The sequence below is a fragment of the Actinomadura sp. 9N215 genome (genome assembly GCF_044326345.1).
Taxonomy (GTDB): domain Bacteria; phylum Actinomycetota; class Actinomycetes; order Streptosporangiales; family Streptosporangiaceae; genus Spirillospora.
Window position 1 is genome coordinate 36,872 of record NZ_JBIRBA010000005.1, and the last position, 13,247, is coordinate 50,118.

A 13,247-nucleotide genomic window follows, 5' to 3' on the forward strand; every position below is an offset into this window, starting at 1 on the left:
CACCTCCGCGCCCCCCGATCCTGGGACGGTGAGATGGCCACGGCCACCTCCATCCCCGTGACCGGCTCGGTATGGGATCCGACAGCGACCGGGGAACGGCCGGCTCGGCTGCCACCGAGCCGGCCTCCAAACCTCCACGCTCTCCGGGGGATCAGGTGCGGGTGGGGCGGCGGGCGGTGGTGTCGCGGGGGATGAGGCGGTGGCTGAGGGCGGTGGTCTCGGCGGGGGCCGTGGCGGACTCCGGGGGAGTGTCGATGATGTGGCGGGCGGCCATGGCGCCCATCTCGTAGAGGGGGAGGCTGACCGTCGTCAGGCCGACGAACTGGGCGACGCGGAGGTCGTCGATGCCGGCCACGGAGACTTCGCCCGGCACGTCGATGCCCGCTTGGCGCAGCGCGTTGAGCGCGCCGACGGCGGCCTCGTCGTTGGCGGCGACGATGGCGTCGGGCAGGGGCGGGCGCGCGATGAGCCGCATGGTCGCGGCGTGCCCGGACTCGAAGTCGAACCCGCCGGGGAGGCACTGGGCGTCGTCGGCGAGGTCGGCGTTGCTCATGCAGGCGAGGAAGCCGTCCCGGCGCTGCCGGGTGGCGACCATGCCCTCGGGACCCTCGATGAACGCGATCCGGCGGTGGCCGAGCGAGACGAGGTAGTCGGTGATGTCGTACGCGGCGGCCTGGGCGTCGGCGGCGAAGACGGGGCAGCCGATGTCGCGGGTGGTGAGGGACACGGCGTGGATGCCCTGCTCCTGCGCCTGCCGGACGGCCTTCGCGAGCTCCGGCTCCCGCGGGTCGTCGACGTAGCCGCTGCCCGCGAAGATGACGCCGGCGGCACGGTAGTCGCGCATCGTCCGGACGCGGGTGATCTCCGTGGTGGTGCGGCGGTCGACGTTGCACAGCATGGTGACGTAGCCGGCGCGGCTGGCGACGTCGTCCACCCCGCGGGCGATGACGGAGAAGTACGGGTTGACGATGTCGCTCACGAGCACGCCCATGAGCCGGCTGCTGCGCGAGACCAGCGCGCGGGCGAGCGCGCTGGGGGAGTAGCCGAGCCGCTCGGCGACCTCGACGACCCTGGCGCGGGTCTTGGCGGAGATGGGGTGGCTGGACCCGGTCAGCACCCGTGACGCGGTGGACACCGACACGCCCGCAGCCCGGGCGACTTCCGCGAGTGAGCTCACGGCCACCTTCCTAGGAGAACGTTTTCCTGATTATGGCACGGGCCGCCGGTGGCGACAACGGATCCGGGCTGGACCAGGCCCATGTTTCTGGGAATCGGCCTTGACATTTCTGTGGTACGGCTCACTACGATGCGGCACAAGGAATACGTTTGCCTAGTCGATTACCTCGGCTTTCGAGCAAAGCCGGGGAGAAGCGGCGCGATCCGAAGGAGGAGGCTGTGTACGCCGGGAGACATCTCAGACGGCTTGCCGCACTCGCGACCCTCTTCACCCTGGCCGCGTGCGGAGGCGGAGGCGCGGCCGAGACCAACGGGGACGGGACGCTCTCGTTCAAGGTGGCGGTCACCGAGCCGGACATCACGACCGTGCCGATCCTCGCCGCGCTCGACGACCTGCGCGGGCAGGGCCACAAGATCAAGGTGGTCGAGCTGGCGGAGCCGGAACTGTCCATCGAGGGGCTCGCCAAGGGCGACTACGCGCTCTCGGCCGAGGCGACGAGCCCCGCCCTGCTCGCGGTCGAGCAGGGCGCCCCCATCAAGATCATCGCCGATGCCATCGGGAACCAGTGGGCGGTCTACGGCAAGCCCGGCGTCTCCTCCTGCGACCAGCTGGACGGCAGCCCGTTCGGGATCTTCAGCGAGGGCGCGACCGCGACCGCGATGGTCAAGGAGTGGGTGAAGTCGACCTGCTCGCCGGGCAAGCGGCCCAAGTACCTGACGATCGGCGGCTCCGACGTCCGCGCCCAGGCCCTCGTCACCGGCCGGATCGCCGCGACCGCGCTGGAGGTCTCCGACGTGGTCGCCCTGGAGTCCAAGGGCGGAAAGTTCGCCAAGATCGCCGACTTCGCGCAGAGCCTGCCCGACCTGCGCCCGCAGACCGTGTACGCCAACGGCGACTTCATCACCGAGCACAAGGACGTGACGCAGGCGCTGGTCACCGCGCTGACGCGCCAGCACGCGAAGATCAACGCCGATCCGAGGTACCTGGTGGGGCTGGCCGCCAAGTACCTGCCGGAGGAGGACGGCGCCGACATGGCGAAGGTCGCCGACCGGTACGCCAAGGCGCGGCTGTTCGACGCGGCGGCGCTGACGGAGAAGAACATGCAGGGCACGATCGACTTCTTCGTCCGGGCGGGCGTGATCAAGAAGGGCATGACCGCGCGGGACGCGGCCGACCTCACGTTCGTCAAGGGGGCGCGATGACCGCGGCTGAGCGAGGATCTTCGGGCCTCCGGCCCGGGGGCCTCCCCTGGAAGGGCGGGGCCCGATGACCGCGGCGACGAGGTCCCGGTCGCCGCGCCGGACGGGGGCGCCGACCGGGCCGCGTCCCGCGCGGCGTCCCGGCCTGCTGCGCCGGGTCGCCGACCGGAATCTGCCGTACCAGCTGCTCACGTTCGCCGTCTTCGCGGCGGGCTGGGAGCTCTACGTCCGGCAGCGCGGCGGCCTGCTCATCCCGAGCTTCACCGAGACCGTCGAGGCGACCGTCGAGCTGCTCGGCAGCGCGGAGCTGTGGCGGGCCATGTACGTCAGCAACCAGGCGCTGGTCATCGGCTTCGGCATCACCGTCGTCGTCGGCGTGCCGGCCGGCATCCTGCTCGGCCGGTTCCGCACGCTGGAGCGGCTCGCGGACGTGTACCTCAACATCCTGCTGGTCACCCCGATGGCGGCGATCATCCCGCTGCTGGTGATGTCGGTGGGCTTCGGGCTGGCGTCCCGGGTCATCCTCGTCACGGTCTTCTCGGTCGTGATGGTGGTGGTGAACGCCCGGGCCGGGGTCCGGCAGGTGGACCCGTCGCTGATCGAGATGGCCCGCTCGTTCGGGGCGGACGAGCGGGCCATCTGGACGCGGATCCTGCTGCCCGGCGCGCTGCCGGCGATCATGACGGGCATCAGGCTGGGCCTCGGCCGCGCGGTCACCGGCATGGTCATCGTCGAGCTGCTCATGGTCTCCGACGCGCTCGGCGGGCTGATCCTGGAGTACCGCGGCCTGTTCAAGGCCCCGCTCCTCTACGGCACCATCGTGATCATCCTGGCGGAGGCGCTGCTGCTGATCTCCGTCGCGCGGTGGGCCGAACGCAAGCTGACCCGATGGGCACGCACCACCACGGCAAGGAGCGTTCGATGATCGAGATCCGCGGGTTGCGGAAGACGTACGTCGGCCAGGACGGCGGCCTCGTCGAGGCGCTGCACGACGTCGACCTCGACGTCCGCGCCAACGAGTTCCTGACCGTCCTCGGGCCGAGCGGCTGCGGGAAGACCACCCTGTTGAAGACGATCGCGGGCCTCATCCCGTGGGACGACGGCGACATCCGCATCGACGGCGCGCCGGTGCGCGGGCCCGGCCCCGACCGCAGCATGGTGTTCCAGAACTTCGCGCTGCTCCCGTGGGCGACCGTGCTGGACAACGTGGCCTTCGGGCTCCGGATGCGCGGCGTCGGACGCGCCGAGCGCGAGGAGCGCGCCCGCGCGCTGATCGGCACCGTAGGCCTGGCGGGGTTCGAGACCAAGCGGCCCGGTGAGCTGTCCGGCGGCATGCAGCAGCGCGTGGGCCTGGCCCGGGCGCTCGCCGTCCAGCCGCAGGTGCTGCTCATGGACGAGCCGTTCGGCGCCGTCGACGAGCAGACCCGCCGCCTGCTCCAGGAGGAACTGCTGTCCATCTGGGAGGAGCGGCGGCTGACGGTCGTGTTCATCACGCACAGCATGGAGGAGGCGGTGCTGCTCGGCGACCGCGTGGTGCTGATGAGCGCGCGGCCCGGGCAGATCGCCGAGATCGTGCCCGTCCCGCTGGAGCGGCCGCGTTCGAGCGACGTCGGCGCGCTGGAACGCTCCGGGGAGTACGTCGACCTCACGGCGTACCTGTGGGACAGGCTGCGCGACATGCACGCGGAGCACCGTCCGGCCAAGGCGGCCGGATGAGCGCGGTCGTGGAACGCCAAGGCGGTGCGCGGGCGCGCGGGCGCTCGTCCTGGCGGCGGCTGCCGGCGGCGCCGGTCAGCCTGGCCGCCGCCGCGGCGGCCTGGGAGCTGGTCGGGCACCTGGCGGACGCGTCGTTCTTCCCGCCGCTGAGCACGGTGCTGGACCGGCTCGCCGACATGGCGTCCAGCGGGCTGATCTTCAGCAGCCTGCGCGACAGCCTGATCAACCTCGTCCTGGGCTTCGCCGTCTCGCTCGCCGGGGGACTGGCGATCGGGGTGGCGATGGGCCGCTACCGCAAGGTCGAGGCGGCGCTCGGCGTGTACGTCTACGCGCTGCTCACGGCGCCGTCGCTGGTCTTCGCGCCGATCTTCTTCTCGCTGCTCGGCGAGGGCCGCGGCTCGATCGTCGCCGTCGTCGTCATGTACGCGATGTTCGTCATGATCATCAACACGGCGGCGGCGATCCAGGCGGTGCCGGGGCACCTGGTGGAGATGGCGCGCTCGTACGGCGCGAGCGAGGGGAAGGTGCTGCTGCGCGTCATGCTGCCCGCCGCCGCACCCATGATCATGGCGGGCGTCCGGCTCGGCGTCGGACGCGCCGTCACCGGAATGATCAACGGCGAGATGTTCATCGCCGTGGTCGGCCTGGGCCGCGTCGTGACCCAGGCGGGCGGGCGCTTCGACGGCGCGAGCGTCCTGGCGGTGCTCCTGGTGATCATCGCCGTCGCGCTCGGCGCGGTGGCCCTGGTGCAGGCCGTCGACCGGAGGATCACCCGCTGGGTGCCGCGGACATCACGAGGAGACCGATGAAGATCGACGCCTACAGCCACATCCTGCCCGAGCCGTACTTCGCGCGGATGCGGGAGATCGCCGACCCGGCCGCGTTCAAGCGCTGGCTGGAGCTGCCGGCGCTGCACGACCTGGACGAGCGGCTCCGGATCATGGACGAGTTCGGCGACGGCTACCAGCAGGTGCTCACGCTGTCCTCGCCGCCGATCGAGCTGATCGCCGGGCCGGGTGAGTCGCCGGCGCTGGCCCGGCTCGCCAACGACTCGATGCGCGAGCTGTGCGACAAGCGCCCCGACCGGTTCCCGGCCTTCGTCGGCTCCCTGCCGATGGACCACCCGGACGCCGCGCTCGCCGAGCTGGCGTACGCGGTCGACGACCTCGGCGCCCGCGGCGTGCAGGTGTTCACCAACGTCAACGGGCGGCCGCTGGACGATCCCGCGTTCGCCGGCGTGTTCGCCGAGATGGCCGCGCGGGACCTGCCCGTCTGGATGCATCCGGCCCGCACGGCGGCGTTCGCCGACTACGCCACCGAGGACGCCTCCCGGTACGAGATCTGGTGGGCGTTCGGCTGGCCGTACGAGACCAGCGCGGCCATGGCCCGGCTGGTGTTCTCCGGCCTGTTCGAGCGGCACCCCGACCTCAAGATCATCACGCATCACATGGGCGCGATGATCCCGTACCTGGAGGGCCGGATCGGGGTCGGCTGGGGCCCCCAGCTCGGCAGCCGCACGTCCGGCGCGGACTTCGAGCGCCTCCGGGACGCGCCGCGGCGGCCGCTCGACCACTTCCGCAAGTTCTACGCCGACACGTCGCTGTCGGGCTCCGACATCGGGACCCGGTGCGGCCTGGACTTCTTCGGCGCGGACCATGTCGTGTTCGGCACCGACTGCCCCTTCGACCCCGAGGGCGGCCCCCTCTACATCCGGGAGACCATCCGCGTCCTGGACGCCCTCGACATCCCGGACGGCGAGCGCGACCGCATCTACCACCGCAACATCCTGCGCCTGATGCGGCTCTCCGACGGGTGACGCCGCCGAACGGCTGTGCCGCCGTCCCGGGAGGTCCGGGACGGCGGCACGGCCATGGCCTGCGCGCGGCGCGGGTGTCAGTCGTGCGAGCCGTCGTGGACGCTGCCGAGCAGGGCCCGCAGCGCGGACGTCTTGCGGCCGAACTCCTCGGCGCGCATCGTCGCGGAGTAGTCGCGGTCGAGCGGCAGGTCGACGTCCAGGATCTCCGCGACGCGGCCGGGGCGGGCGGTCATCGCGACGACGCGGTCCGACAGGTAGACCGCCTCGGCGACGGAGTGGGTGACGAGGAGGACGGTGGTCCCGGTCTCCCGCCAGATCCGCCGCAGCTCGACGTTCATCGCCTCGCGGGTCAGCGCGTCGAGGGCGCCGAACGGCTCGTCCATGAGCAGCACCGACGGCCGGTGCAGCAGCGCCCGGCACAGCGACGCCCGCTGCTGCATCCCGCCGGACAGCTCGTGCGGCATCGCGTCGGCGAACTCCAGCAGTCCGGTCATCTCCATCAGCTCGCGGGCCCGCCGCTCGACCTCCTTCTTCGGCATCCGCCGCATCTCGCCCTGGAGCGTGATGTTGCGGCGGACCGTGCGCCACTCCAGCAGCGCCGCCTTCTGGAACACGAAGCCGATCTCCGCGCTGGTCGCGCGGACCCGCTCGCCGCGCAGCGTCAGCTCGCCCCCGGTCGGCCGGACGAGCCCGGCGACCAGCTTGAGCAGCGTCGACTTGCCGCACCCCGACGGCCCGACGATCGAGACGAACTCCCGCGGCCGGACGGAGAACGACGCGTTCTCCAGGGCGACCGTGGTCTTGCTCTTCGTGGTGAACCGCACCGTCACGTCGCGGATCTCGATGTCGTCGCGCGTGCCGTCCGCCACGGCCGTTCCCTCCTTCGTCCTGCGTCGCGGGCCGGTCATCGGCCGACCGGCTTCCAGTAGGTGGCGGCCGGGCGGGCCGACTTGAGGACGCCGAGACCGGCGAACAGCTTGATGGTGTCGTTCCAGTCGGCCTCGTCGTTGACGCCCGGCGCCGCCGACCCGGTCCGCTGGGTGTGCAGGAGGCGGGAGGCGCGCTTCCACTGCTCGGCGAGCACCTTCTGCGCGGGCAGGCTCGGGCTCGCGCCCTCCATCGACGCGACGGCGGCGTCCGGCTCCTTGACGGCGGCGGCGAACGACTCGCTGGTGGCCTTCCAGAGCGACGCGGCCAGCTTCGAGTCCTTGGCGAGCGCCCGGTCGGACGCCACCAGCCCGGCGCCGAGCGTCTTCACGCCCCAGTCGGAGAACAGCAGGTAGCCGGTCGGCTTGCCGGTCTTCTCCGTGATGGTCGGGCCCTGGTCGCTGATGAAGCCGACCAGCGCGTCGGCCTTGCCGCTGATCACGGCGGCGATCTTGGCGGCCGGCTGCACGTTCACGGTCTTGACCTCGCCCGCCGGGACGCCGTTGGCCTTGAGGAACGCGGGCAGGACGTCGGCGTACGGGTCGCCGGAGGTGAGCGCGACCGTCCTGCCCTTCAGGTCCTGCGGCTTCGCGATGCCGGACCCGTTGAAGAACTGCACCGCGGACGGCGAGGTCTGGAAGAACGAGCCGATGCTCTTGACCTTGACGCCCGCGTCGACGCTGGTGAGGACGGCGGCGGTGTCGACGACGCCGAAGTCGGCCTTGCCCGCGGCGACGGCCTGCGCCACCGCGTTCGACCCCTTGCCCGGGACGATCTTGAGGTCGATGCCGTGCCTGTCGAAGATCCCCTTCTTCTTCCCGAAGTAGTACGGCACGTGGTCGCCGTACGGGTAGAAGTTCAGCATCAGCGTGACCTTCTCCTTGCCGCCGCCCTTGGCCCCGGCGGCGTCGCCGCAGGCGGCCGACGTGAGGACGACGGCGAGACCGGCGACGACCGCGGCGGACGACGTGAGCATGCGTTTCATGGGTTCTCCCCCCAGGGGTTCTGCGATGGGCCGGCGATGTCCGGCGGAAGGTGGCGTCCGGCGGAGGGCGTGGTGCGCGGAGGACGAGGTCCGGCGGACGGTCAGGTGGCGGTGGTGTCGCCGGGTTGACGGCGCGAGCTGTGCCACGGCATCAGCAGCCGCTCGGCGAGTTCGACCAGCATGAACAGCACCACGCCGATCAGCGACAGCAGGATCAGCGCGGCGTAGAGCATCGCGGTGTCCACGTTGCCGGTGGCCTCGACGATCACGTAGCCGAGCCCGCTGTCGGCGCCGACGAACTCGCCGACGACCGCGCCGGTGACGGCGAGCGTGACCGCGACCTTCAGCCCGCTCATGATGAACGGCAGCGCCGCCGGGAAGCGGAACCGGACGAACGCCTGCAGCCGGGTCGCGTTCATCGTCGCGGACAGCTCGATGAGGTCCGGGTCGATCGACTTCAGGCCGGTGAACCCGGCGACGACGACGGGGAAGAAGGCGATGAACGCGGCCATCAGTACCTTCGGCGAGAAGCCGAAGCCGAGCCACACCACGAACAGCGGCGCGACGGCGATCTTCGGCACGACCTGGGCGAAGACGAGCACCGGGTACACGGTCTTCTCCAGCGCGGGGGCGTAGGCCATCAGCAGCGCCGCGAGGAGCCCGAGGACGACGGCGGCCGCGAAGCCCGCGAGGGTCTCGGCGGTCGTGACGAGCGAGGCGTCCCAGAGGTAGCCGGCGTTGTCGGCGAACCGGTGCCAGGTGTCCATCGGGGCGGGGACGAGGTAGCTCTCGACGAGCCCCAGCGCGGTGACGGCCTTCCACACGGCCAGGACCGCGACGAGCAGCAGCGCGGGCCGCCACACGGCCGCGGCCCACCCCCAGCGGGGCCGGCGGAGGCGGGGACGGCGGAGGAGTGCGGAGTTCGCCATGGCAGACCCTAACGGTAAGCGCTTTCAATTTCAGGCGCTGGCAATGTATGCAGGTGATGAGACTCACGTCAAGGGTCAGAGTTGTAAGCGCTTACGGATTCCGCCACGATGTGGCGGACCGGGCCGTTGCGAGGGACGATCCCCGCACCCCGGAACGGACCCGCACCCGGGAGGAACCGACACCCATGGCCGATCGCAATCTGGTCCGACTGCAGGACGTCGCCGCGCGCGCCGGCGTCTCGATCGCGACCGCGTCGCGGATGCTGAGCGATCCGAACTACGGCGGCCGGGTCGCGCTCCGCGAGCGTGTCCTGGCCGCCGCGGCCGAGCTCGGCTACCGGGTCAACCCGCACGCCCGCGCGCTCGCGACGTCGTCCTCGACGAGCGTCGGGCTCGTCGTCCACGACGTCCGCGACAGCTACTTCGCCCTGCTCAGCGGCGGCGTCATCACGGTGGCCGAGCGCGAGGACCTCCTCGTCAACATGGTGTGCACCTACCGCGACCCGGCCCGCGAGCTCGAATACGTCAAGCGGCTCATCGACCAGCGGGTGCGGGCGCTGATCCTCGCCGGCAGCGCGTTCCGCGACACCGCCCACAACGCCGCCATGCGCGCCGAGCTGCGCGCCTACCAGGAGTCGGGCGGCTCGGTCGTGTCGGTGACGCGCGGACGCGACATCGGGCACCTCGTCCAGATCGACAACGCCGGCGGCATGCGCGAACTGGCCCGCGCGATGGTGGAGCTCGGGCACACGTCGTTCGGCGTCGTCGCGGGCCCGCTGCGGCTGCTCACCGTGCGCGACCGGGTGCAGGGCCTCAAGCAGGGCCTGAAGGACCACGGCATCGTCCTGCGCCGCGACGACATCGTCTACGCCGACCTGTCGCGCGAGGGCGGGCTGACCGGCGCGCAGACGCTGATGACCCGCCGAAACCCGCCGCGCTGCCTGATGGCCGTCGCCGACGTCATGGCGCTCGGCGCGCTGTCGTGGCTGCGCGCGAACGGGACCTCCGTCCCGGACGAGGTGTCGGTGACCGGGTTCGGCGGCCTGCCCGCGGCGCTCGACGCCGTACCGCCGCTGACCACGGTGGAGATCCCGCTGGAGCGGGTCGGCGAGACGGCGATGGACCTCGCGTTGCGTCCGCCGTCCCCCCGGCACGTGGTGGAGATCGAGGGGAAGCTCGCGCTCCGCGAGAGCGCCGTCGCGCCCACATAGGGGAGGGCAGGCCGGCGCGCCCGGCGAGCCGCACGGCTCACCGGGCGCGACCCGCCCGGTCAGGGCAGGACGTGGCGGGGGAAGCCCGCGACGACGGACGCGAGGACGTCGTCGGGGTCCGCCGCCCACACCTTCTCGTTGAAGATCTCCACCTCGATCGGGCCGTCGAACCCGGCGGCGCCGACGGCGCGGGTGATCGAGCGGAGGTCGATCGCGCCGTCGCCCGGGAGCCCGCGCCCGAACGTCGGATGCGGCTGCGGCACCAGCCAGTCGCACACCTGGTAGCCGATGATCCGGCCGGCCGCGCGGGCCAGGGACGCGTGGAGGCCGGGGTCCCACCACACGTTGTAGGTGTCCACGGCGAGCCCGACGTGCGCGGGGTCGAACCCCTCGACGACGTCGAGCGCCTGGTCGAGCGTCACCGTGACCGACCGCTCCGCGCACATCATCGGATGCAGCGGCTCGACCGCGAGCCGGACGCCCGCCGACGCCGCGTACGGCACCAGCTCCGCGATCCCCTCCACCACGGTGGCGCGCGACCGCTCCAGGTCCAGGTCGTCGCGGACGCCGCCGCTGACCAGGTAGAGGACGTCCCCGCCGATCGCCGCCGTCAGCTCGACGGCGCGGCGGTTGGCGTCGTGGTCGAGCCCGCCGCCGTCCGGGTTCTTGCCGGTGAAGAACCCGGCGCGGCACATGCTGGACACCCGTATCCCGTGGTCGCGCAGCAGCGTCGCCGCGCGCTCCGGGCCGTACTCCTCGACGGGCCCGACCCAGGCGCCGAGCCAGCCGATCCCGTGCCGCGCGAGCCCGCGCACGGTCTCCTCGAAGGACCACCCCTTCACCGTGATCTGGTTGATCGCGAGCCGTTCCAGCTGTTCGGGCCGTTCGGGCTGCTCGGGTCGTTCGGCGCTCATGTGGCGCTCCTTCCGTCGATCCCGGCCGTCGCGAGTACGGCGAGCATGCGGTCGGCCGCGAGCTCGGCGTCCTCGACGAGGCCCGCCTGGTCGGCGAGCCGGAACAGGCGGGCGAGATGGCCGATCGTCCGGGCGCCCTGGTGCCCGCCGAGCATGACGAAGTGCGGCTGGAGGCCGCGCAGGTAGGCGAGGAACACGACCCCGGTCTTGTAGTGGTACGTCGGGGCCTCGAAGATCGCCCTCGACAGCGGGACGGTCGGCGCCAGCACGCGGTCGAAGCCGTCCGCGTCGCCGTCGTCGAGCAGGGCGAGGGCCTCGGCCGCCAGCGGCGCGATCGCGTCGAAGATCCCGAGCAGCGCGTCGCTGTGGCCCTGGTCGTCGCCCCTGATGAGCTCGGGATAGTTGAAGTCGTCCCCGGTGAACATCGTCGTCCCGGCGGGGAGGCGGCGGCGCAGCGCGATCTCGCGTCCGGCGTCGAGCAGGGAGATCTTGACGCCGTCGACCGCGCCCGCGTTCTCCGCCATCAGCCGGACGACGGTGTCCGCCGCGGCGTCGAGGTCGGCGGAGCCCCAGTAGCCCGCCAGCCTCGGGTCGAACATGTCGCCGAGCCAGTGCAGGATCGCCGGACGCGACAGCGAGCCGAGCACCTTCCCGTAGACGGCCAGGTAGTCGTCGGCCGAGCGCGCCGTCCGGCAGAGCGCCCGGCTGGCCATCAGCACGACCTGGCCGCCCGCGTCCTCGATCCACCGGCACTGGCGCAGGTAGGAGCGCTCGATCTCCGCGAGGGTCGCGGGACGGTCGGCCGGGAGGTCGTCGGTGCCCGCGCCGCAGGCGATGGCCGCGCCGCGCCCCGCCGCCTCCCGGCACGACCGCTCGATCAGCTCCGGGACGAGCCCGGGCGGCAGCCCCATGCCGCGCTGCGCGGTGTCCATCGCCTCCGCGACGCCGAGGCCGAGGTCCCACAGGTGGTGCCGGAAGCTCAGTGTCGCGTCCCAGTCGACGGCCGGGTCGAGCACCGGGTCGGCGGTGGCGAGCGGGTCGGCCACGACGTGCGCGGCCGCGTACGCCCGGCGCGTGCGCGGCGCGTCCCGGCGGCCCGGGAGGGGCCGGGGCGCGCCGCGCATCGTGTACTTCTCCAGCGCGGCGCCGGAGGCCGAGGCCGAGGGCGAGGGCAGCAGCAGCGAGGTCACGCCGGCCCGGCCGTCAGCTCGGGCACGTCGATCCAGCGGCGCTCGCGCGACGACCGCAGCGCCAGCTCGGCGAGCTGGACGCCCTTGGCGCCTTCGAGGAGGTCCCAGCCGAACGGCGCGTCCTCGACCACATGCCGCAGGAACATCTCCCACTGGACGCGGAAGGCGTTCTCGAACTCCTCGTTGTCGGGCACCTCCTGCCAGCCCGCCCGGAAGTCGATCGGGTTCGGGATGTCGGGGTTCCACACCGGCATCGGCGTGTTCGCGCGCGACTGCGTCCGGCACTCGCGGAGCCCGGCGATCGCGCTGCCGTGCGTGCCGTCGAGCTGCCACTCGCCGATCTCGTCGCGGTAGGGGCGGGTGGCCCAGGACGTCGTGAACTGCGCGGTGACGCCGTTCTCCAGCTCGAACAGGCCGTAGGCGGCGTCCTCGGCGGTGGAGTCGTAGGGCCTGCCGTCCTCGTCCCAGCGCTTCGGGACGTGGATCGCGCTGTGGCACAGCACCGACCTGATCGGCGAGACGGTGTTGTCGATCAGGTAGCGCCAGTGCGGGTACATGTCCAGGACGAGGCCGCCGCCGTCCTCGGCGCGGTAGTTCCACGACGGGCGGTTGAGGTGCTGCCAGTCGCCCTCGAACACCCAGTAGCCGAAGTTCAGCCGGAAGCTCAGCATCGTGCCGAAGAAGCCGCCGTCGACGAGCCTCTTCAGCTTGCGGATGCCGGGCAGGAACAGCTTGTCCTGGACGACGCCGTGCTTGACCCCGGCCGCGTCTGCGAGCCGGGCGAGGTCGAGGGCCTCGTCGAGCGAGACGGCCGTGGGCTTCTCGCAGAAGATGTGCTTGCCGGCGGCGATGGCCTTGCGCACCGCCTCCGCCCGCAGGTTCGTCGTCTGGGCGTCGAAGTAGATCGCGTCGTCGTCGTTGGCGAGGGCCTCGTCGAGGCTGGTCGTCCAGCGTTCGACGCCGTAGCGGCGGGCGAGGTCCTCCAGCTTGGCGGGGTTGCGCCCGACGAGGACGGGGTCGACGACCAGCCGGCGGCCGTCCCGGAGGACGAGCCCGCCCCGGTCCCGGATCGCCGTGATCGAGCGGTCGAGGTGCTGCCGCGTCCCCATGCGCCCGGTGACGCCGTTCATGATGATGCCGATCCGCACCTGGTCCATGGAACCTCCCTGATTTCTGTAAGCGC

Annotated in this window: 13 protein-coding genes; 6 read left to right on the top strand and 7 right to left on the bottom strand. The window is 72.1% G+C overall.

The features are described from left to right. Positions 1-151 precede the first annotated feature (151 nt). Positions 152-1,177, bottom strand: a complete 1,026-nt coding sequence (locus ACH34T_RS10520) for a LacI family DNA-binding transcriptional regulator (RefSeq protein ID WP_395991834.1) — start codon at positions 1,175-1,177, stop codon at positions 152-154. A 218-nt stretch (positions 1,178-1,395) separates the two neighbouring features. Here ACH34T_RS10520 and ACH34T_RS10525 point away from each other — a divergent pair, with 218 nt between their 5' ends. The 5 genes from ACH34T_RS10525 to ACH34T_RS10545 all read left to right on the top strand — a co-directional run bounded on the left by ACH34T_RS10525 (position 1,396) and on the right by ACH34T_RS10545 (position 5,908). Further along, positions 1,396-2,379, top strand: a complete 984-nt coding sequence (locus ACH34T_RS10525; protein ID WP_395991835.1) for an ABC transporter substrate-binding protein — start codon at positions 1,396-1,398, stop codon at positions 2,377-2,379. Between the two features lie 64 nt (positions 2,380-2,443). Beyond that, on the top strand, positions 2,444-3,301 hold the full coding sequence (locus ACH34T_RS10530) for an ABC transporter permease (protein WP_395991836.1): 858 nt from the start codon (positions 2,444-2,446) through the stop codon (positions 3,299-3,301). After that, entirely contained in the window at positions 3,298-4,092 is a 795-nt protein-coding gene (locus tag ACH34T_RS10535; RefSeq protein ID WP_395991837.1) for an ABC transporter ATP-binding protein, read from the top strand. The genes ACH34T_RS10530 and ACH34T_RS10535 overlap by 4 nt, the downstream gene beginning before the upstream one ends. Further along, on the top strand, positions 4,089-4,901 hold the full coding sequence (locus tag ACH34T_RS10540; RefSeq protein WP_395991838.1) for an ABC transporter permease: 813 nt from the start codon (positions 4,089-4,091) through the stop codon (positions 4,899-4,901). Before ACH34T_RS10535 ends, ACH34T_RS10540 begins: the two co-directional genes overlap by 4 nt. Beyond that, positions 4,898-5,908, top strand: a complete 1,011-nt coding sequence (locus ACH34T_RS10545; RefSeq protein WP_395991839.1) for an amidohydrolase family protein — start codon at positions 4,898-4,900, stop codon at positions 5,906-5,908. Before ACH34T_RS10540 ends, ACH34T_RS10545 begins: the two co-directional genes overlap by 4 nt. Positions 5,909-5,985: 77 nt before the next feature. Here the strand turns inward: ACH34T_RS10545 and ACH34T_RS10550 are convergent, their stop codons facing one another. The 3 genes from ACH34T_RS10550 to ACH34T_RS10560 form a co-directional block, all read right to left on the bottom strand. Beyond that, positions 5,986-6,777, bottom strand: a complete 792-nt coding sequence (locus ACH34T_RS10550) for an ABC transporter ATP-binding protein (protein ID WP_395991840.1) — start codon at positions 6,775-6,777, stop codon at positions 5,986-5,988. Positions 6,778-6,812: 35 nt separating this feature from the next. Continuing rightward, positions 6,813-7,820: an ABC transporter substrate-binding protein gene (locus ACH34T_RS10555; protein ID WP_395991841.1), complete on the bottom strand. Its 1,008-nt coding sequence runs from the start codon at positions 7,818-7,820 to the stop codon at positions 6,813-6,815. Positions 7,821-7,921: 101 nt separating this feature from the next. Continuing rightward, complete coding sequence (locus tag ACH34T_RS10560) at positions 7,922-8,749, bottom strand: ABC transporter permease (protein WP_395991842.1); 828 nt, start codon at positions 8,747-8,749, stop codon at positions 7,922-7,924. Positions 8,750-8,934: 185 nt separating this feature from the next. Here ACH34T_RS10560 and ACH34T_RS10565 point away from each other — a divergent pair, with 185 nt between their 5' ends. Then, entirely contained in the window at positions 8,935-9,960 is a 1,026-nt protein-coding gene (locus tag ACH34T_RS10565; RefSeq protein ID WP_395991843.1) for a LacI family DNA-binding transcriptional regulator, read from the top strand. A gap of 59 nt (positions 9,961-10,019) precedes the next feature. On the opposite strand, the gene ACH34T_RS10570 is transcribed toward ACH34T_RS10565, so the two are convergent. From ACH34T_RS10570 to ACH34T_RS10580, 3 genes are read right to left on the bottom strand one after another with little or no spacing between them, the layout of a single operon-like run. Beyond that, positions 10,020-10,874 carry a sugar phosphate isomerase/epimerase family protein gene (locus ACH34T_RS10570; RefSeq protein WP_395991844.1) on the bottom strand — a complete coding sequence of 285 codons (855 nt, stop codon included), beginning with the start codon at positions 10,872-10,874 and terminating at the stop codon, positions 10,020-10,022. Further along, positions 10,871-12,064 (bottom strand): dihydrodipicolinate synthase family protein, encoded by a 1,194-nt coding sequence (locus tag ACH34T_RS10575; protein ID WP_395991845.1) that lies wholly within the window; start codon positions 12,062-12,064, stop codon positions 10,871-10,873. The genes ACH34T_RS10570 and ACH34T_RS10575 overlap by 4 nt, the downstream gene beginning before the upstream one ends. Continuing rightward, positions 12,061-13,221 (bottom strand): Gfo/Idh/MocA family protein, encoded by a 1,161-nt coding sequence (locus ACH34T_RS10580; protein ID WP_395991846.1) that lies wholly within the window; start codon positions 13,219-13,221, stop codon positions 12,061-12,063. Before ACH34T_RS10580 ends, ACH34T_RS10575 begins: the two co-directional genes overlap by 4 nt. Positions 13,222-13,247: the final 26 nt, after the last annotated feature.